This is a genomic window from Actinomadura harenae (assembly GCF_003696215.1).
In the GTDB taxonomy this organism is placed as follows: Bacteria; Actinomycetota; Actinomycetes; order Streptosporangiales; family Streptosporangiaceae; genus Spirillospora; species Spirillospora harenae.
In genome coordinates, this window is the sequence record NZ_RFFG01000026.1 from 38797 (window position 1) to 56481 (window position 17685).

Sequence of the window (17685 nt, forward strand, 5' to 3'; positions counted from 1 at the left end):
AGAGTCACTAGGTACGGCCCCTGTATGGACCATGGAATCCGGAGCGACCTACGCAGCCCAGGGCATCAGCGGCGCACCTGTGGTGCATCTCTGGTGCATTCGCGGCGCGCCCTGGGTGCGAGTTCTAGGCTGACCTCGGTGAACAGGCAGCGAGGTACCGGCCTCACTTCGGAGGGACGATGGCGGCAGGGAGGCGGCCGCGCCTGGCGAAGCGCCGCAGGCATCTCGGATTCACCCAGGAGTCCCTTGCGGTCGAGTTAGGCGTTGATCGCTCCACGATCGCCCGCTGGGAACGGGGCCGTTGCGTTCCACAGCCGCACCATCGCGCCCGACTCTGCGACCTGTTGCAGGTCTCGCGCGACGGCCTGGACGACCTGTTCAATCCCGAAGGGGACTCCTCGCCCACGCCGCTTCCCGTGTCCTCCCCTCAACTTCCTCAGCGTGTGATCGGCCTCGCGGTAGCCCCATCGGGACCGTCCTCTGGTGAACTGGACGACATGAACCGCAGGGAACTGCTACGCCTGTTGACCGTCACGGGAACGCTGGTCGCCCTTCCTGCCCCCGCATCTGCCCACTCCGAAGACATGGAGCCGATCAGCGAGTTCGACCTGCTGAACTCCCACCTCTGGCAGGTCTTCGCCCTGGCGTCCTCCAAACGAGCCGTGTACCCGGCGGTCCACCAGCAACTCGACGTGCTGACCGGCGCGCTGCGGCAACCGCACTCTCAAGTCGTCCACGAGCGGCTGTGCATGTCGGTCGGTGACCTCTTCCAGCTCGCCGGAGAGATCATGTTCGACGCGAACATGTACACGGACGCAGCTCACTGCTACACGCTGGCCGCCGACGCGAGCAGAGAAGCGCGGAACTTCGACCGTTGGGCGTGCGCGCTGGTCCGTCACGCCTACGTCAGCCTGTACGAGCGCGATGTCCTCCCCGCGCTCTCGCTCCTGGACTCGGCGGACCGTGTTGCCAGGCGGGGCGACTCCCGACTTTCCACGCGCTATTGGGTGGCTGCCGTTCGAGCAGAGGCATACGCGGGGCTCGGGGAGTTCGATGCCTGCAAGCGCGAACTGGACGTTGCCGAGGGGGTCAGGGGACTGCCCGGACCCGTCATGCCGGGTGGATGGCTACGGTTCGACGGCAGCCGCCTCGCTGAAGGACGGGGAACCTGCTACACGGCGCTCGGCCGTCCGGACCTGGCCTCCGTGGCACTGACCGAGGCTCTCGAATCCGCGACGTCGCTGCGCCGCAGGGGCAGCATCCTCACGGACCTGGCCGTGCTCGGCGCCCGAACCCGCGAGCTCGACCAAGCCCTGGAGTACGGCGTTCAAGCCGCAGATCTAGCCGACAAGACCCGATCATCGGGATACGTCGGCCGAAAACTCCACGCCCTCCAAGGAGAGCTGAGGCCACTGCTGACCGACCACCGGGCGGCGCAACTCAGCAGCCGCATTTCCCAACTTGAGGAGGCCGTATGACAGCCCAGAAGAACCACCAGACCGAAGGCGGCCGCGTCTTCCGTGAGGCGTGGATCGCCGGGGTGCGGAAGCACTTTCCTGGAGACCCCAAGCCCGGATACGTAGCCCCCTGGGACACCACGCCCGATTGGGAACGGCAGGCTGCCAGTGCGGTCTACAGCCAGGTCGCCCACTTCGTGGCTTTGGCGGACGGGGCGACGGCCAACCTGTCCCGCCAGCAGAAGGGGCAGTTCGTAGCCCTGTGCTGGATCGCTCAGATCTACAAGCAGATCCCCAACCCCAAGCCGTCCTACGTTGCCGACTGGAGCAACCTGCCGACCTGGCAGCAGGAAACCGACAGCGACATCTTCGAGGAGATTGAGCGGCGCGAGACTCAGAACATCCAGTGACCACCCCACCTACTGTCGGCGGACGCGGCGGAGCCTCTTAGGGAAAGCGGACATACCAGCCCCGGCACAGCTCTGCACAAGCCCGCCTGCTCACGCGGCGGGAGAAGGAAGGCCACGTACGGCATCGCGCGCGGCGCGCCTGTCGAGCCGGGGCGCACGGGGGGCACATCCGGCCCTGCGCAACCCGGGCCGCACTCACCTCCACCCGGAAGCCAACGTGTTGGCGTACGAGCGCGACCAGGGCATGCAAGGACGGCATGGTGCAGAGGCCGTGATCGGGTGCACGGCACCCACTCGCTGACATCGGGCTCGGCCTCCCCACGGAGGGGCCGAGCCCTTTCCCCACCTGACGAAGGGGGGTTCTGCGCCGGTACGACTCTGGCCGACAAGCGGCCTTGCCCCGAGCCCGCTGACCCGCCGAAAGCCCGCCGCACATGCTGCTCGCGACCCACAGAACGTTCGACACGGGGGACCAGCGCGCAGACACGGTAGTCCTGGCCAACTCACCAGAAACGCGCACCCGACACCCAGCGCCGACCACATCTCCAAGGTGCCACGGTGACGTCCTCAGGACTCAAGCAGCACGACGACAGGGTGGACGGATGATCAGGGGAGAGGCAGACCTCCTCGCGCTACTACGCGAGCTCGACGACCCTGGGCATCTGGAGCGCCCCCGCGGGGACGACCACTATGCGCCGGCTCAGCAGTTCGACAAGCTGGCAGCCCGGATCGAGGCGGACTTCGGAACCGACTGCGCGGCAGAGCAGGACACACAAGACTCCAGCGAGTACGGCCGTGTCCACATACCAGCGACAGCAACCGCATGCGGGACCAGGATCGTCATCTGCATCAGCAGGTTCGGTTCCCTGGCGCTCATCTGCGCCGACAATCCCGGGGCCTTCCTCGGCACCCAGGAAGCCCAGGACATGGGGGAGTTGGACCCCGCCGACCTCGCCCGGACACACCGGGCGTTGACCGACCTCGGCTACACGGTCGTGCCGGAAGAGCTGCTGGAAAGTCACTACGACGGGCCGAGCCGACTGCCCGGACATGTCCAACGGCCGACCTGGTGGCACCGGTTCTTCGGCACCTTCTGATCAGACGAGGCCAGGTTTCACTTCGATCCACGCGCGCAGTCGCTCGGCGAGGTCATGGTCGCGGACGTCAGGCAGATGCTGGGCGGCCGCGCCGATGAGATTCTTGGCCTGACGCGAGGCGCGCATAGCCGGAAGATTTTCAGGGCTCACGACGCAGGGAACCCGCGCCTGATCCAAGGGCATCGGGAGAGCGTCGAGACAGTCCCGAACGATCTGTTCCGCAGTCGGCACAACCCCGGCAAGCTCGGCGGCGTATCCGTGGAAGCCGAGCGAGGAGCTGAATGCGGAGACCCTGATGGCCGTCTCACCGGCCCCGAAGGCACCGTCCAGGTGAGAGCGACGAACGGCCCACAGGTACAGCCGCGCGGCAGCAACGCGTTGATCGGCACCACCGTGCATCCTGTGCTCGATCTGGAGGAACAACCGCAGCCACCAGTTGGCCGCGTCTCGCGCCTCGGGCCGGTGGCGGTCGACCCAGGCCAGCCGCTGCTCATCGGAGGTCTGGAGCAGATGCCCGATGTGCTGCCGGTCGGCGGGCACGCCGGCGACCATGTGCGCGGCGGATTCGGCGGGCAAGGGCGCGATGACGCGGTCGACTTCGCCGTCGGCGGCGAGGATGTGGACCGCGGTGTCCGGCTGCCAGTACTCCCGATAGCCCTCGTTCGGGCTCATCAGCTCGACCATGTCGACGCCGAGGTCCGCCAGCGCGGCCCGCAGATCCGCGAAGCGGAGCGAGTCCTGCAACGGGCCGTGCCTCTCCTGGATCGGACCGTCCGCGACACCGACTCCCGCCGAGCCCAGCCGATGCAGCTGCACGGTGAAGTGCGTGCCCCGCCACTCCGTCCCGTCAGGGCCGCGTTCCCAGAAGAAGTCGACCAGACCGTAATCCCGCCACATCTGGCCCTCGCCCCGGTTCTCCGCCGGGGTGACGCCGAGAACCCGGTCGACGTCCTCAGGACTGCTGGTGTGGTCAGCCCCCAGGACCGAGCCCCGCACGACAACATCGACCACGAACCCCAACGTGCTCACGCCCGCACCCCACCCTCCACAACCACCGACCGCCACGACCCCTCGCCCACGCCTGCCCCGCTCCCAGTCACCCACCCTGACGACCTCACGCGGTGCCCATGACGGGAGTCGCGGTCACTGGTCGTCGACGGTGATCCGGCGCCGGTGAGGATGCCGAGGATGTCCTGCAGAGTAGTCCTGGGCCCCAGGAGCGAAGGTCGTAAGACGGACGGTCGTGGCCGGGAACGAGGTGACGGCGCGCCACATCGGCCCGATGCCAGCGCCAATGGAACGGACGGGCCGCACCCCCGCCCGCCGCACAGACCGTCATCGAGCTCAATCCCCGAGCCAGTCCCGGTTCCGGTCTTCGCTGCGGCCTCGGCTCTCCTTGCAGGGCAGGGGTCCCCAGAGCCCCCGTTCCTTCAGGAGCTTCTTCGCGGCGTGCTGGGTTCGTTGGGAGGCAGCGGTGTGGGCTGCGGCGATCGTGTGGAGCTGGTCGGTGAACAGTTCGGCCTCGTCGGGCCTCACCCAGCGGAGCGCGTGCGCGATCCAGTGATCCGACCAAGCTCCCAACCCGGCGCCGATCACGGACCGCATCGGCTCGGCGAGGTCCGGGTCGTTCGGGCGAAGCTGCGCGAGGGCTTCGGATTCGACCTCGTCACGGGGCCGTTCGACCAGAGGAGCAACCAAACGGAAGCCACGTCGAGCGGGACCGCGTGATGGTCGGGCGGCGCGTCGTAGGCCCATCGTCCGTCGAGGACGACCAGCCAGGTGCGCCCCGGTTTGATCTCCAGGATCTTGCGTGTCTCGACCGTCATGCCGGGAAGCAGGTCGCGAAGGCTCGCCGGGGTGTTCGTCGGGCATCGCCGGGTCTCACGGCGACTCGAGAAGTCGCCTGGTCACTGGCCCGGCGAAGGCGTACCCCGGAGAATCCGGGCGCAGGTACTTGAGGACCCGGATGCACACACATTCACGGATCATGTTCGACGGGGTGACGGTACAGGTGAGGAGCGCTTCCGTCACCGCGTAACAACGTTCGAGCACCGGGACGTCCGCTGCGGAGACGGCGGGCTCGAACACCTCCCACCAGAAGACCTCAGAGATCAGCCCGTACACGTTGTCAAGAAACGGCTCCGTCTCGTATTCGGCGGCCCACGCGATCTCCCTCTGCTCCCACGCGGCGAGCGGGGCCTGGACTTCGGGAACCTCCGACCTGAGGAAATCACGTAGCGTCGCAACATCAACCATGGCGTGAAGCTACCCGTCGGTTCCGGTCTTCACCTCCGCTTTTTCCGCCCCTACGATGGCCGTCACTGCACGCTGAACGGGCAGAAGATCGGAACATCATGAGCCGCGAACCGGACCCGGCCGTCCTCTACCCGGAGGTGGCCGCCCGCGGCAGCCTTGCCGCAGCACTCCAAGCCGCAGCCGCCGACCAGGGCCTGGTCCTTCCCGTGGCCGTCACGCCGTCCGACCCGCTGCGGCACGCCACGTTCACCAGTGTCGTCCCGCATCGCCACTCCTCCTACGTCGCCGCGCGACACCACGAACGAAGCTGGAGCATCCTGGGTTGCTCCAACGACAGGCTCATGATCTGCGGCAACACCAAGGACCTGCGCGACCTTCCTCGGGTGATCCGCGACTGGGCCGAGGGAGCCGGCCTCGACGAGATCGGGCAGGCTGCGCCCTTCGATCTCCTGACAGGACGTTTCGAGGTCGCCGACAAGAACCCTGTGGGCGTCATCGCCTCCGAGTGGCAGTGGCTCCTGAAGGGCGCCGTCGACGCCGACTGGCCGCAGTACCGGGCGCTCATCAAAACCGCCCACGCCCAACCGACCCTCCGCAGGCTCTACCCCTTCACCAGCCACTGGGCACTGAGCTTCTCCAACACACCCGACTACCCGTTCTCCCCGCCCTTCGTCTCGATCGACTCACCATGGGGAACCGGCGGCTACACCATCAGGGAGTGGTGGAACGGCCCCGCCCTACACCACGTCACCACACCGGCCGAAGCGATCGCCATCGCCGTCGACCGCATCCCCGCCGACCTCCGGCAGGCGCCCCCTCAGGGGCCCGCACAGGATTCCTGACCTCGGCGCCGGGCGAGCCGGGAAGGGACACGATCGGGCATGGCCGGCCGCGTCTACCTTCGGCATCCCACCGATCAGCAGACCGGCGCCCACCAACGGCATGCCCTGGCCGTGCTCCCGGCCGACGGTGCCCCCACCTGCAAGGCCCCCGCCACCTCCAGCCGACAACTCTCTGGACCGTCCGGGCTTCACCCGACTCCCGCACGAGGCCACCCGTCGGCGAAGCCATCCGTCGGCGAAGCCATCCGCATCGCCGACGCCGCCCGCGTCGCAGCAGCCACCTAGCACTTGATCACCCGAGGTCAGAGCTGTATCCGCTGGATTGTCGCCGTTCCGCCACGCTCCCCTGAAGCTGCCCGAGCCCAAGATAGGGAGATCAACGCATGTCACGGGCCAAAGGTGAGGCGCGCCCGACAACCGAATCCCAGCCCGGCGCGACGGGACAAGGCCAGGCAGCGCCGGGCGGTGCGGCAGACGATCCCGACCGTCTCACCCTCCGCAGAGAGAACCGCGCCCGAGGCCGGTCGCAGCTACCCGGAGGACGACGGGGACGTGGGGCGGTCGGCCGTCCAACGGCCGGTCTTCTCACAGATCCGCGTGAGCTCGTCATTGGCCGCGATGGCGCGGTCAGACTCCTCGGCGTCCTTCTGCAGATCCTTGATCGGGCCTCTGGCGCGCGCCTCACGGCCCCAGTGATCGGCCACGATCCCCAGCTGCTTGACCAGACGCTCGTCGTCCACTCCCGGCCGGAGCGCTCGCACCTGGGCAGCGAACGCGGCCTCGTCGAAGTCGCGCGTGACCGGCTTGTTGACCAGGGCGCTGATCTTGGCGCAGTCGGCCGCGAGCCTTTCACCGCCGGCCGAACAAGAGGCCAACAACAGCACCAAGACGGGCAGAAACGCATACTTCACGCAAGGATGCTCTCAGACGGGGACGCCCAGCGGGGGGAGGAGCCCCCCGGACCGGAACCCGCTCCCCGGACCGGCCCCACCACAGCCCACGACCCGAGACACAGCGGACGCTCGCGTCCATCGTCACCGGTCTGCGGAACACGGAAGGCAGCCGGGGGCGCCATGGCGCCCCCGGCGGCGACTGGGTGCCACACCCGGGAAACGCGCGAACTGAAAGTGGTTGCGGCCGTGAGAAGCAGCAACGTCTATGCGTCGGTTTGAGCGACGGCCAGGGGCCCGCGGGGACGATGATGTTGATGAGATTCAGCGACGGTGAGGTCGCGATGGACGGGCGAGTACCTGTCCTGAGCCCGGCCGGGGCAGGCGGTGGCGACGTGGCGGCCTCACGGCCCCAGGGAGGTCCCGGACTTGCCGGCGATTGAGGTGTTCGAAGCGAAGGCCTCCGTGAAACGAGATCTGGATGCCTGGTGCCTTGTGTTCGGAGAGGGGCAGGCGGAACTGTCCGGCGGGGTGGTCGATCCCGGAGTGCTGGCGGAACGGTTGCGCGTTGAGGCCGAGGAGCGTGTGCAACGGTGGCTGGCGCGCCGGGCCGGGTCGATCTGTGGCGTGGCAGAGTTGCGGCCCCAGCAGCACGATCCCGCGGCCGGGTTCCTTCGCCTGTTCGTAACGCCGTCCGCCCGGCGCAGGGGAGTCGGGTCCAGGTTGCTTGCTCGGGTCGCGGAGGATGCGGATGTGGAGCGGATTCAGGCGACCGTGCTGACGGGATCGCCTGGGGAGCCGTTTGCCAGCGGATGGAGGGTGGTGCTGCGCCTGGAGTTGCATGAGCAGCGACTCGATCAGGACACTCTGCGGCGCTGCCATGAGCTGGGGATGGCTGCGCGCTCGGATCACCGGCTGGTGTTCTGGCAGGGGGCGGCGCCTACACAATGGGTGGCCTCGTTCGGGCGGGTGATGGGCCATGTGCTGGACGCGCCGGGCGCTGAGCTGCAGATGGCGTCTCGAGCCTGGGACACTGCGGCGGTCCGTGCGTGGGAGGCAGGGATGAGCCGCGGCCGGCATCTGCTCGTCGGCGCGGTAGTGCACTCACCATCGGGCGATGTCATCGGTGCGACAGTCACCACGATTCCGTCTTGGGAAGCCAGGGCGGCTGAGCAGCACGACACCGCGGTGCTGCCCGGGCACCGAGGTGGCGGGCTGGCCCGATGGATGAAGGCCCGGCAGACCTTGCGCCTGCATGAGCTGTTCCCGGCGGTCGAATCGGTCACGGTGACGGTCAACCAGCAGAATGCGCCGATGCTCGCCGTGAACCGGGCGGTCGGCTACCGCCTTGTGCGAGAACGTCTGCTCGTGGAGGTATCAACCCATCGGTTGAGGGGCGGGCCGCGGTGCGGACCCGCCCTTGCGTGAGCTGCGGTGAGGGGTCGGCCGGCGGCGTGTTCTCGGGCGCGGGTTTGGGCGAGGCGGTAGGAGTCGGCGCCGGTCTCGACGTGCTGGAAGCAGGCAAGGCCACCACCGTCGCCGAACAGCCCGAGGCCCGCCCGCACTCGGCCGTCGACGAAGCGCCGAACCAGGCACCGTGGCCCGCGTCGCACAGCCGCCTGCGCCCAGTCGTCGCCCCGCAGCGCCCTGCGCTCGGCGGCCGCAGCGCTGCCGGTGAAGACGACCTCGCCGGAATCGGCGCCGATGAGCTCACTGGCTACGTGTCATAGGTATAGAACAAGGCCCTAGCCCTGGGGTGTCGTCCCGTGCGCGATAGCAGTCAGCAAAGCCATAGAGGTACTCCAGAAAGCCGCCCTCGTCATGGCATTGGCCGAAGGTGTCGAAGTGCGCCCCCAACGGGAGTACGTGCAGCCGCCATTCGGCCCGCCGCAGTTCGGCTGGACGACGCCGCTGAGACTACCTGTGCTGGCTGACGCAGTGGCGGCCGTACCCGCAAGGGCGACGGTCGCCAAGGCGGTCGCCACACCTGGCCGTCGGTCGTCCTAGATTCACCCTTGCGCGAGGTCGGCCGGGGGATCGGCGCTGCCTGTCAGTGCCGGTGGCGAGGCGCATCGCACGCCGCCCACCCCGGAAACCGGCCGGGCGCATCGAGGGCCCTGGCCTCGCGGCCCGCACGAACGGTGACGACACAACGTCCAGGACGCCGGCGTGGTCCTTCCCGCGGTCGCGGATCCGTCCACCCGCACGGGTGCCACCTGGCTTCGGGTGGAAGGCGGGGCCCTGGCGATATCGCCGGGGCCCGGCCCTGGCCCAGAGGGATCAGCCCATCCACGTCACATGCGTGACGATCACCCGGTGATGCCGGCCCGACACCACCACGACCAGCACCCCATCCTCGCCGAACACCCCGGTGCGCATCTCTGCGGGCATCCTCGGGTGGTACCGCTCGGTGACCGCCCAAGGGTCCGCCGCGACCTGCCGGAGCGCCTCACCCAAGGCCTTGCGGCCCTCCACTGGCAGCACACCGGGCAAATCCGCCGCGACCGCCGCGAACACGACCTCGAACGGCTCTCCCAGGCTGCTCACGCGAACAGCGTCCAGTCGACCGGGACCACGGGAACGCTCTCTCCTGCTGCAGCCCGCGTGGCCGCCTCCAGGCCCTCGCCCGCGCGCGCGTCCGCGTGAACGACCAGATAACGACGCCACCGCTCCAGGACCCGCTGAACACCGGTCAAGTCGAAAGTCTCCTTGGCCGCCTCCAGAGCCGCGCGGAACTCGGCCTCGAACAAGGCACGGTCGTCGGCAGGGAGCCTGTCGTGGAGGCGCCGGGCCGCGTCGTTGCCGTAGGGCCGGCCCGGCCCGGCGGGCGACTCGAAGTGTGGGGCCGTCATGGGCCTCACTATAGGCGCGGCCGTGCACGCGCTCCGGGCCGCCTCGCACAGACGCGCTGGCACGGCTGCCGCGCACAGGGCCACCTCAGGATCATGCGCCCCGTGCACAAACGAACGGAACCGCGCATGCGGCGGGACCGCACCACCTGGCCGCCAGCCGCGCACCCTCGTGCACAGACGGCCACGCGGAGGTCCGTAAGGGGAGCAGGGCCGGCCTGCACGAACAGGTTCCCAGGCCCGGCTCCGCGGCTCCCCACCAGTTCTGAGCTACGGGGGAGGGCTCAGACCGTCACGTAGAGGTCGTGAAGTGCTGTGACGGTGGCACGGAAGGCGGGGTTCAGTTCGTGCAGAGGCTTGCCGCCCGCGATGGCGGCCGTCAGGGACGCGATCAGCAGCCGTGACAGGGGCCGGTGGGCGGCGGGGTCGACCAGGGGGACCCGGAGGGGGCGTGTGTCGCCCGCGCTCACGATGAGACGGGCCGCCATGGGGCGCCAGTCGGGGCCACGCACTCGAAGCCCGACGCCCAGGCCAGGTCACAACGCCGCGTCCCCCAGAGACCGCGAACGCACAGCACCGTGCCGTCCAACCAGGCGACACGTCGAAGTATGGCGAGCACCTCGGCTTCCGATCAGTCGAGCGCAACGGGGGCGGCGCCCGTGGGCGTCTGGGCGTCGTCGGTGAACCCACGCCGAGCACGACATGGCGACGCAGGTTGCTCGGGCCACGATCACCACTCCAAACGGGCTCGGGACAGCCCACATTGCTCAACCGGCGGGTGCTGCCCGGCGAGACCCGGGACGAGACGATCACGCGGCTGCTCATCGACACCCTCGACGACGGCCCCGGCGCCGCCGCCCGCGCGCAGGTTCGCGGCTGGGCCGAGCGGTACGCCGCCGCGCTGGCCGGCAGCGCCGACCCGGCTGCGGCGACGTGGGCCGGGGCGCCGACTTGGGTTCGCCAAACGGATCAAGGGCGGCCGGCTCGGCATGCTGGTCCACCAGGACTTCATGGCTCGGTTCGGCATCGCCCCCTACCCCCAGGGAAAGTCCTCATAACGAGATCCCCTACCGCCGAGGAAACCCCGGTCCAGGGGCTGCCGAGGCGGGGGAGTGCTCAGGGAACTCTGGGGTTGTCTTTCAATGGCTGGAGCCGGAGTAGAGGGCGCACTCGGCTCCGGCACTCATGACTCTTCCCGCTTGCTCGGGGCGACCATCGTGCGCTCCGCAGGGTCGGCGTCCGCGTCGCGTCTTGGCCGGACGGCGGGGAGCAGGACGGCGACCGAGAGTGTCGCGTGGGTGAACGCTGCGAGGGCGAAGGTCAGGGTGAGCATCGGTGCCGCGAAGTGTGGGGCCGGGTGGCGGGGGTTCAGGATGACGCTGGGTAGCAGCCAGCCGCAGAGTGCCATGGGTAGCGCCGCCGCTGCCAGCGCCGTGGCGCGGAGGGCCAGGTCTCTGGCGAAGCCGGCAGGTTGTCTCCTCTGCTCCCCGGCAGAGGGCTCCCCGGGCAAGGGCGCGCCGGGCGGATCCTGTTCGGCTTGTTCCTGCGCCGCCCGCATGTTCCGCGGGGTCGTCACCACTGCGCGGGACACCACGCCCACCATGGCCAGCGTCCACAGAGACCCGGCGGTCAGGGCCCACATCCGAACAGCGGTGTGCAGCGGCTCCTGGGCGCGGATGTCGGGGCCGAAGGGCGCGGCCAGCAGCACCCAGCCGAGGGCGGCGAGGACGACACCGCATATGAGCAGGGCGGCCAGAGCACCTGGCGGGGGAGTGATCTGGCGGCCGGGCAACCACCGGGCGGAGTGATCGGGGTTCGGCCTTGGCCGGTTACCGCGGGTCATGGGTCTCGATCTCCTCACCGAACCACTCGCAGCGCCACCCGAACCAGCGAGCATGCCGACGCTGTCACGGCAGGCTGACGTCACTCGCATCGCGCACGATTCCACCACGCAACGCCGAGAAAAGCACCGGCACCGGCTCAGTACGGACTGGAATTCGGACAAGGCAAGTCGGAGCCACTGGTGTGGCTGAGCACTTCGGCCCGCAGGTGCCAGTGCGGAGCCGCCTCGGCTGGCCAGGGCCGTGCCGCGTCCGGGATGTCGGCCCCCGGTCAGGTCCGGCAGCCGCCACGCCGTCACCGGGGCTGCCGCGCCAGCCACTGCCCGCGGGGTGAGTCGTTCGGGCCCGTCCGGGGTGCCGGGGGAACCTCAGAGATGGCGGTTGCTGTCCGCGAAGCCAACGGAGACCTGCACAGGCACCTGTCCGACCGCCGATGTGTTCGGCGGATCAGGCTCACCGCCCTGGTGCGGGCCTCCCGCGACCCCGAGCCCCGCAAGCGCGCCCAGCGGTGGCTGAGCGGGGCACCGGACCGCAAGAAGAACGAGCGCGTCAAGCTCGGGTCGGCGGTCCACGCCCTGATCGAGGCCCACATCCTCGGCCAGCCCGTCCCCGAAGAGCTGCTGAACAACGAGGAGTTCGCGCCCTACATCGAGCACTTCCACGCGTTCGTCGACGACTGGCAGATCACCTTCACCGCTTCGGAGATGGTGGTCGCCAACGACGAGGCGGGCTACGCCGGCGCTCGGGTGGCCCGGCTGCTCACCCATGACGTCGGCGTCGTCCTGCACCTGCGGCCCGAGGGGTACAGGTTGTACCCCGTCCGATGCGGCGACGCCGAGTTCGAGGTGTTCACCCACGTTCAGCGCGTCGCCGAGTTCCAGACCGGCGCGTCCAAGGCCGTCGTCGGCACGGCACTCACTCCTCCCCACCTTCCGCGGAAGGCGGCTGCTGCCTGATGCCCATCATCGACCTGCAGAAACGATTCCGTGAGCTGGGCCGCATCCGGATCGGCGATGTCCAGCCGACCTCATCAGGCAAGACCCGGCCCGCCAAGCTCGACAAGCTCCGGATCACCTCCCACTCCCGTGACCTGCTGGTGAAGGTGCCCGCTTTGTACGGCAGGCGGTGGCTTGAAGGGTGCCGTTGACGTAGGGCTTGGTGGTGTGGGCGATGCCGTCGTAGGCGCCGGTGAGGTGGGTCCACGTACCTGGACCGACAGCAGGCCGCATAGATCACCCATCAAGCAGCTGTCCGGAAAACGCGAGGCCCTTCAGATCGTCCTGCCGCAGTGTTGACGGACCTTCATGGGGACCGCGACGATCGGACGGCATGAGCCACCCCTTCGAAGAGATCAGATATCGAGTGCGGATGGAGACCCGCCAGTGGCTGGTCATCGATGCCACGCTGGACAATGAGGTCAGCGTGGAGGCCCGGAGCGGGGACTCCAGGAACGTGGTCGACCTTGGCTCCAGCATTCGTCAGGCCGGCTGGAACCAGATCCCCGGCTGGCCGAACGAGGTGGAGGGGTTCGAGCACTGGCCAGCGCCTGGCCAGACCTCAACGATGACCTTGAACCGAGCCCAATGGGACATCGTTGTGCTCACGCTGGACCGCTGGGCGGCCGTGTCCGACAGCCTCGAGGATCCCGGCAGCGCCGCCGATGCCGAACAGTCGCGTTCCATCGCTGCCCTGATCCGGGCGCAGCTGTTCGCACAACGATGGTCGCCCCGCTGAGACCGGGGGACTGCCGGGTGCAGCCTGGTGAGCGCAACGACCCGAACTCCCCTGGGCGCGCGAGCGGATCGCCGCCCTGCGCCAGGAGGTCAAGGAGCTGCGCCGCGGGCACGCCGACACCGTCCGCGCCCTGGGAGAGACCATCCAGACCTACGCCAACCAGGCCCAGGTCTTGGCGCTGCGCAATCCTGATGCGAACCGGGACGAGCAGGACAAAGAACCTCTAACCGGACAGAATCCCCCTTCTGTCCGGTTAGGCAATCTTTGTGCCGTTTTGCGTGACTTCAGGGGAGTTGGGTGGGCGAGTTCGGCGGCCGGCGATGAGTATCGGCGCGCGGCGTGGTCATCCTGCTCGGAGCAGACTCGAGGAGGACGTCATGGCCGTGCAGTACCAGTGCGCGATGTCGCTGGACGGGTTCATCGCCGGGCCCGGGGGTGACATGGGTTGGATGGTGGAGTACCTGACGCCCGACCCGACCACGGACGAGCTGATGAACGAGACCGGCGCCCTGTTGGTCGGGCGCCGGACGTTCGGCGGGGACGATCCGTACAAGGGCACCGAGAACGAGGGCGAGCCGTACGGGGGAGGATGGGACGGGCCTCAGTTCGTCCTGACCCACAAGGCCCCCGACAGGACGTTTCCCGGTGTGACGTTCATGGACGACCTGCGGCGCGCCGCCGCGGCCGCGGCGGAGGCCGCCGGCCCGAAGAACGTGGGCGTGCTGGGCGCGCAGGTCGCCGCGCAGTGCCTCGAGGCGGGTCTGCTGGACGAGATCTTCGTGAGCGTCGTTCCGGTGCTGCTCGGCGACGGCGTCAGGCTGTTCTCGCATCCGGGTGGTCGGACGGTCCAGCTCGAGCCGCTACGGACGGTGACGACGGACGCCGGGACGAGCATGCTGCTCCGCGTCGTCCGCTGACGTCCACCAGCCGCAGGCGGCGCCCCGCGCGGCCACGTCCGCGGAAAGATCGCGTTCGCCTCTTGCCCGGAGCCGCGTCGGGCGGCAGAGCTTCACCGCAGGACGCGCCCGGGTGCATATGTACACCTTGATCCGCTTGTGTCCGCCTGGTCGATAATGCACATTATGTCAAGTAAGCCGGATGAGCCCCTCCCCACACCCTCCCCAACCCCCAGATCTCGACGCCTCCCTTGAGCCCGCTCCGTCCGCGCTCGTGGGAGGCGCCCTCAGGAAGATTCGCGACCGTGAAGCAAGCCGGGGCATGCAGTCGGCACCCGCGCTTCATCGCTGCGCACAAACGTGAGGCGGGTCCTCGGCGGCGCAGCAATGCCTGAGCCGCCTCGTCTGGGCTTCCCCTCACACTGCGCCACGGCTCCCCGGCTTGATCAAGATGACCGGCATTCGCAGCCGGGCGCGGTCCCCTCGTCGACTCCCCCACGTTTAGGCCTCTTGAGCACGTGGCGCCTGCTCGCTTGCACGGCAAACCGAACAGAAGTCCGTCTGATGCGCCAGGACCTGACCCGTCCGGTGTCACGCCCCGGCCGACGGCGACCGTGTGGAGGTCGCGCGTCTCTCCGAGACTGTGGTTGGAGTCCGCACCAGCAAAGAAGACCCCCATGGTCCACGGCTGGCGCCGGCTCCGGCTGTCGCCCGGCGGGCTCAGGGAGGCTGTCCGTACGGGCTGCCCCTGAGCGCGAGTAGCCCCCACCCAGGAAGCTAAGTCGGGGGTCCGCCCTACGCCTTTCCTCACTCGGCGTCTGGTGCTGGTCACTGTCGGCTTCACTGGTCTATCGCGTTGGGCACTGGCGGACGCCCGCTGCGCCACAGATGATCAGATCGCTCGTTCACGACTTCGCCTCGACACGCGCGTGTGGCGGCGGGAGGGCCCGGCATGGACCAAGCCAGCACCAGTACAGGAACGCCCTGGGGATGGGGCAGGATGACCGACCGACTCCCCCTCGGCTCGCCGTCGTATGTGAGGGTGGAGCTGGACCCGGTGACGCAGTGCGCGCGGTACTACGACGGTGCGGGGCAGGTCATTGAGATGGGCCGGCACGGGACCAGCAAGACTCGAGGCACCGCGTCCCTGTCCGGTGGAGGTGACGGGAGTTCGCCCTCGGAGCAGACTCAGGACGACAACACCACCGACTACGAGTCCGACTGACCTGGTGTCCACCGACCGCCGGCGCGACACCGTCCTGGTGGTGACCAGCCTTGAGGATGTGACCGCGGATCTGGTCATCGCCGCGCTCGACGGCCGCGGCGTTCCGGTCGTGCGTGCCGACCCCGCCGACATCGGGGCCGGGCTCGGGTTCGCCGCCCGGATCGGCGGCGGCGTTACTGCCTGGGACGGTGTCCTGCGCACCACCTCTCGGGCGCTGGGGCTCGGCAGGGTCGGGTCGGTGTACCACCGGCGGCCGGGACCGTGGCGGTTCGACTCTTTGGAGCCGCGGGTGCGGGAATTCGCGATCCGCGAGGCCCGGCCGGCCTGTCGGGGCTGCTGGCGCACCTTGTACAAACCTGCCCGGCTTCAGGTCGCCGCTGAGCTCGGCTTCGCCGTCCCGGCGACACTGATCACCAACGAGCCTGCCGAGGCCAAGTCTTTCGCAGTCGACAACGCCCCCGTGGTCTACAAGACCTTCCGCGGGGTGCCGCCTGAGGGCGGGCACGCGGGTGCGATCTGGACCCAGCGGATCCAAGCCGGTGACCTGGACGCTTCGATCGGCGTCACAGCCCACCTGTATCAGGCGGAGATCGACAAGGCCGCCGATGTCCGTATCACTGTCGTCGGCCACCGCGTCTTCGCCACAGCGATCACCACACCCGATGGGAGGCTGGACTGGCGCGCATCCGACTGGGACCAGCTGATCTGCGAGCCGTTCCCCGTCCCAGCAGACCTTCGAGGGTTGCTGCGCTCCCATCTGGACTGCTTCGGGCTGGAGTTCGGCTGCTTCGACCTCGCGCTCGACCATGCCGGCAAGCTCTGGTTCATCGAGATGAACCCCAACGGACAGTGGGGATTCTTGCCCGACTTCGAGGCCATCGCTGATGCCTTCGCCGCTCTGCTGCAGGCAGGATGTGACCCATGACCGGCACGCGCCCTGACATCGACGCCGACAGCGCCCCCCATGGGGCCGAGGCGGGTGCCGACGCGGCGGCAGTACCGCTGCGTGCGGCGTTGGCCGAGAACCTGGCCGGCCAGGGCGTGCTGGACTCCCCCGCGTGGCGAAGCGCTGTTGAGACAGTCCCCCGGCACCGGTTCGTCGCCGGTTTCTACGCTCCGTCCGGCCATGCGGACGGGCTGACGGTCTGGGAGCCGGTCACCGCCCGCGCTGCCCCCGCGCGATGGCTGGAGACCGTGTACAGCGACACCACCCTGATCACCCAGTTCGACGGCGACGAACCTGATTGGACTCACCCGGCCGCCCGGCTCGGGGGCGCGCCGACCTCTTCGTCGACGCTGCCGTCGCTGGTCGTGCAGATGTGGGCTGACGCTGGCCTGGCCGACGGGCACAATGTTCTGGAGGTCGGCACGGGCACCGGGTACTCCACGGCGCTGGCCTGCCAGCGCCTCGCCGGCACCGGGGAGGTGACTTCCATCGAGGTCGATCCCCGTCGGCTCGAGCAGGCCGCTGGTGCCCTTTACGGGTGCGGGTACTCCCCCGACTTGGCGGTCGCCGACGGTCTGTGGGGGTACTGGCCCTCAGCCCCGTTCGATCGGATCGTGGCCGCCTGTTCTGTGCGCCGTGTGCCTTCCGCGTGGCTGGCGCAGACCACGCCGGGCGGGAGAATCCTCACCACCCTGTCCGGTTGGCTGTACGGGTATGCGCGGGTGCTGCTCACCGTCACGGGCTCCCATATCGCGGAAGGGCCGCTGCTGCCCGGCACGATCTCGTTCATGGCCGCCCGCCGGCACGAACGCCCCGCCCCTGGCAACCCCGCGCACTGGGCGCACCTCACCTCCGCCTCCCCCGCCCGTGAGGCCCGCCACGCCCCCACCCGCCTGGACGAGGCCACCCTCACCGGGTTCTTCGCCAGGTTCCTCGCCCAGCTCGCCGCGCCGAACGCCCAGGTCGCTACCCAGCCCGTCGACGGCGGCCGGGATGTGCGGCACCTGCTGGACGTCACCACCGGCTCGGCCGCGACCCTCACCGCTACCACCGGCGGCGGATACAACGTCCGCCAGGCGGGCCCCCGGCGGCTGTGGGACGACATAGAAACCGCCTGGGACGCCTGGGACCACGCCGGACGACCCGGCCCCGAAGCCTTCCGCATGCGGATCGACCAAGACCGGCAGACCATCACCAACCCGCATTTCCCCGAGCTGACCTTCACACTGCCGTGACGTCTTC

The 17685-nt window shown here is 69.1% G+C and carries 21 protein-coding genes; 13 read left to right on the top strand and 8 right to left on the bottom strand.

What is annotated here, in order from left to right:
• The first annotated feature begins 179 nt into the window (after positions 1-179).
• From EBO15_RS16590 to EBO15_RS16600, 3 genes are all read left to right on the top strand, one after another.
• The gene (locus tag EBO15_RS16590; RefSeq protein ID WP_122195296.1) at positions 180-1478 is read left to right on the top strand and encodes a helix-turn-helix domain-containing protein; all 1299 of its coding nucleotides are present in this window, start codon (positions 180-182) and stop codon (positions 1476-1478) included.
• Complete coding sequence (locus tag EBO15_RS16595; protein WP_122195297.1) at positions 1475-1867, top strand: hypothetical protein; 393 nt, start codon at positions 1475-1477, stop codon at positions 1865-1867. The genes EBO15_RS16590 and EBO15_RS16595 overlap by 4 nt, the downstream gene beginning before the upstream one ends.
• A 602-nt stretch (positions 1868-2469) precedes the next feature.
• Positions 2470-2964, top strand: coding sequence for a hypothetical protein (locus tag EBO15_RS16600; RefSeq protein WP_122195298.1), 495 nt, complete (start codon positions 2470-2472; stop codon positions 2962-2964).
• Here the strand turns inward: EBO15_RS16600 and EBO15_RS16605 are convergent, their stop codons facing one another.
• The 3 genes from EBO15_RS16605 to EBO15_RS16620 all read right to left on the bottom strand — a co-directional run bounded on the left by EBO15_RS16605 (position 2965) and on the right by EBO15_RS16620 (position 5220).
• On the bottom strand, positions 2965-3993 hold the full coding sequence (locus EBO15_RS16605) for a hypothetical protein (RefSeq protein ID WP_122195299.1): 1029 nt from the start codon (positions 3991-3993) through the stop codon (positions 2965-2967).
• A gap of 315 nt (positions 3994-4308) precedes the next feature.
• The gene (locus EBO15_RS16610; RefSeq protein WP_147481523.1) at positions 4309-4662 is read right to left on the bottom strand and encodes a hypothetical protein; all 354 of its coding nucleotides are present in this window, start codon (positions 4660-4662) and stop codon (positions 4309-4311) included.
• A 183-nt stretch (positions 4663-4845) separates the two neighbouring features.
• Complete coding sequence (locus tag EBO15_RS16620) at positions 4846-5220, bottom strand: hypothetical protein (RefSeq protein WP_122195302.1); 375 nt, start codon at positions 5218-5220, stop codon at positions 4846-4848.
• A gap of 98 nt (positions 5221-5318) precedes the next feature.
• On the opposite strand from EBO15_RS16620, the gene EBO15_RS16625 reads away from it, so the two are divergent.
• On the top strand, positions 5319-6062 hold the full coding sequence (locus EBO15_RS16625) for a DUF6193 family natural product biosynthesis protein (RefSeq protein WP_122195303.1): 744 nt from the start codon (positions 5319-5321) through the stop codon (positions 6060-6062).
• Between the two features lie 530 nt (positions 6063-6592).
• On the opposite strand, the gene EBO15_RS16630 is transcribed toward EBO15_RS16625, so the two are convergent.
• Complete coding sequence (locus tag EBO15_RS16630; RefSeq protein ID WP_158628253.1) at positions 6593-6949, bottom strand: hypothetical protein; 357 nt, start codon at positions 6947-6949, stop codon at positions 6593-6595.
• Between the two features lie 432 nt (positions 6950-7381).
• Between EBO15_RS16630 and EBO15_RS16635 the strand changes: the two genes are divergently transcribed.
• Positions 7382-8380: a GNAT family N-acetyltransferase gene (locus EBO15_RS16635; RefSeq protein WP_122195305.1), complete on the top strand. Its 999-nt coding sequence runs from the start codon at positions 7382-7384 to the stop codon at positions 8378-8380.
• Positions 8377-8682, top strand: a complete 306-nt coding sequence (locus EBO15_RS44215; protein ID WP_158628254.1) for a hypothetical protein — start codon at positions 8377-8379, stop codon at positions 8680-8682. Before EBO15_RS16635 ends, EBO15_RS44215 begins: the two co-directional genes overlap by 4 nt.
• A gap of 550 nt (positions 8683-9232) precedes the next feature.
• Here EBO15_RS44215 and EBO15_RS16645 read toward each other — a convergent pair.
• The 4 genes from EBO15_RS16645 to EBO15_RS16660 form a co-directional block, all read right to left on the bottom strand.
• On the bottom strand, positions 9233-9499 hold the full coding sequence (locus EBO15_RS16645) for a hypothetical protein (protein WP_122195306.1): 267 nt from the start codon (positions 9497-9499) through the stop codon (positions 9233-9235).
• The gene (locus EBO15_RS16650; protein ID WP_122195307.1) at positions 9496-9804 is read right to left on the bottom strand and encodes a DUF6247 family protein; all 309 of its coding nucleotides are present in this window, start codon (positions 9802-9804) and stop codon (positions 9496-9498) included. The genes EBO15_RS16645 and EBO15_RS16650 overlap by 4 nt, the downstream gene beginning before the upstream one ends.
• A 281-nt stretch (positions 9805-10085) precedes the next feature.
• Positions 10086-10289, bottom strand: coding sequence for a hypothetical protein (locus EBO15_RS16655; protein ID WP_122195308.1), 204 nt, complete (start codon positions 10287-10289; stop codon positions 10086-10088).
• Positions 10290-10984: 695 nt separating this feature from the next.
• A complete protein-coding gene (locus EBO15_RS16660; RefSeq protein WP_122195309.1) occupies positions 10985-11644 on the bottom strand; it encodes a hypothetical protein in 660 nt (219 codons plus the stop codon).
• 372 nt (positions 11645-12016) lie between these two features.
• Here EBO15_RS16660 and EBO15_RS16665 point away from each other — a divergent pair, with 372 nt between their 5' ends.
• The 7 genes from EBO15_RS16665 to tgmC all read left to right on the top strand — a co-directional run bounded on the left by EBO15_RS16665 (position 12017) and on the right by tgmC (position 17678).
• Positions 12017-12598, top strand: coding sequence for a hypothetical protein (locus tag EBO15_RS16665; protein WP_147481524.1), 582 nt, complete (start codon positions 12017-12019; stop codon positions 12596-12598).
• Positions 12598-12789, top strand: a complete 192-nt coding sequence (locus EBO15_RS16670; protein ID WP_122195311.1) for a recombination directionality factor — start codon at positions 12598-12600, stop codon at positions 12787-12789. Before EBO15_RS16665 ends, EBO15_RS16670 begins: the two co-directional genes overlap by 1 nt.
• A 182-nt stretch (positions 12790-12971) precedes the next feature.
• Positions 12972-13376 carry a hypothetical protein gene (locus EBO15_RS16680; RefSeq protein ID WP_122195313.1) on the top strand — a complete coding sequence of 135 codons (405 nt, stop codon included), beginning with the start codon at positions 12972-12974 and terminating at the stop codon, positions 13374-13376.
• Positions 13377-13753: 377 nt separating this feature from the next.
• A complete protein-coding gene (locus EBO15_RS16685; protein WP_122195314.1) occupies positions 13754-14293 on the top strand; it encodes a dihydrofolate reductase family protein in 540 nt (179 codons plus the stop codon).
• Between the two features lie 931 nt (positions 14294-15224).
• The gene (tgmA, locus tag EBO15_RS16695; protein ID WP_122195316.1) at positions 15225-15497 is read left to right on the top strand and encodes a putative ATP-grasp-modified RiPP; all 273 of its coding nucleotides are present in this window, start codon (positions 15225-15227) and stop codon (positions 15495-15497) included.
• A gap of 4 nt (positions 15498-15501) precedes the next feature.
• Positions 15502-16422 (top strand): MvdC/MvdD family ATP grasp protein, encoded by a 921-nt coding sequence (locus EBO15_RS16700; protein WP_122195317.1) that lies wholly within the window; start codon positions 15502-15504, stop codon positions 16420-16422.
• Positions 16419-17678 carry an ATP-grasp peptide maturase system methyltransferase gene (gene tgmC, locus EBO15_RS16705; protein ID WP_122195318.1) on the top strand — a complete coding sequence of 420 codons (1260 nt, stop codon included), beginning with the start codon at positions 16419-16421 and terminating at the stop codon, positions 17676-17678. Before EBO15_RS16700 ends, tgmC begins: the two co-directional genes overlap by 4 nt.
• The last annotated feature ends 7 nt before the right edge of the window (positions 17679-17685 follow it).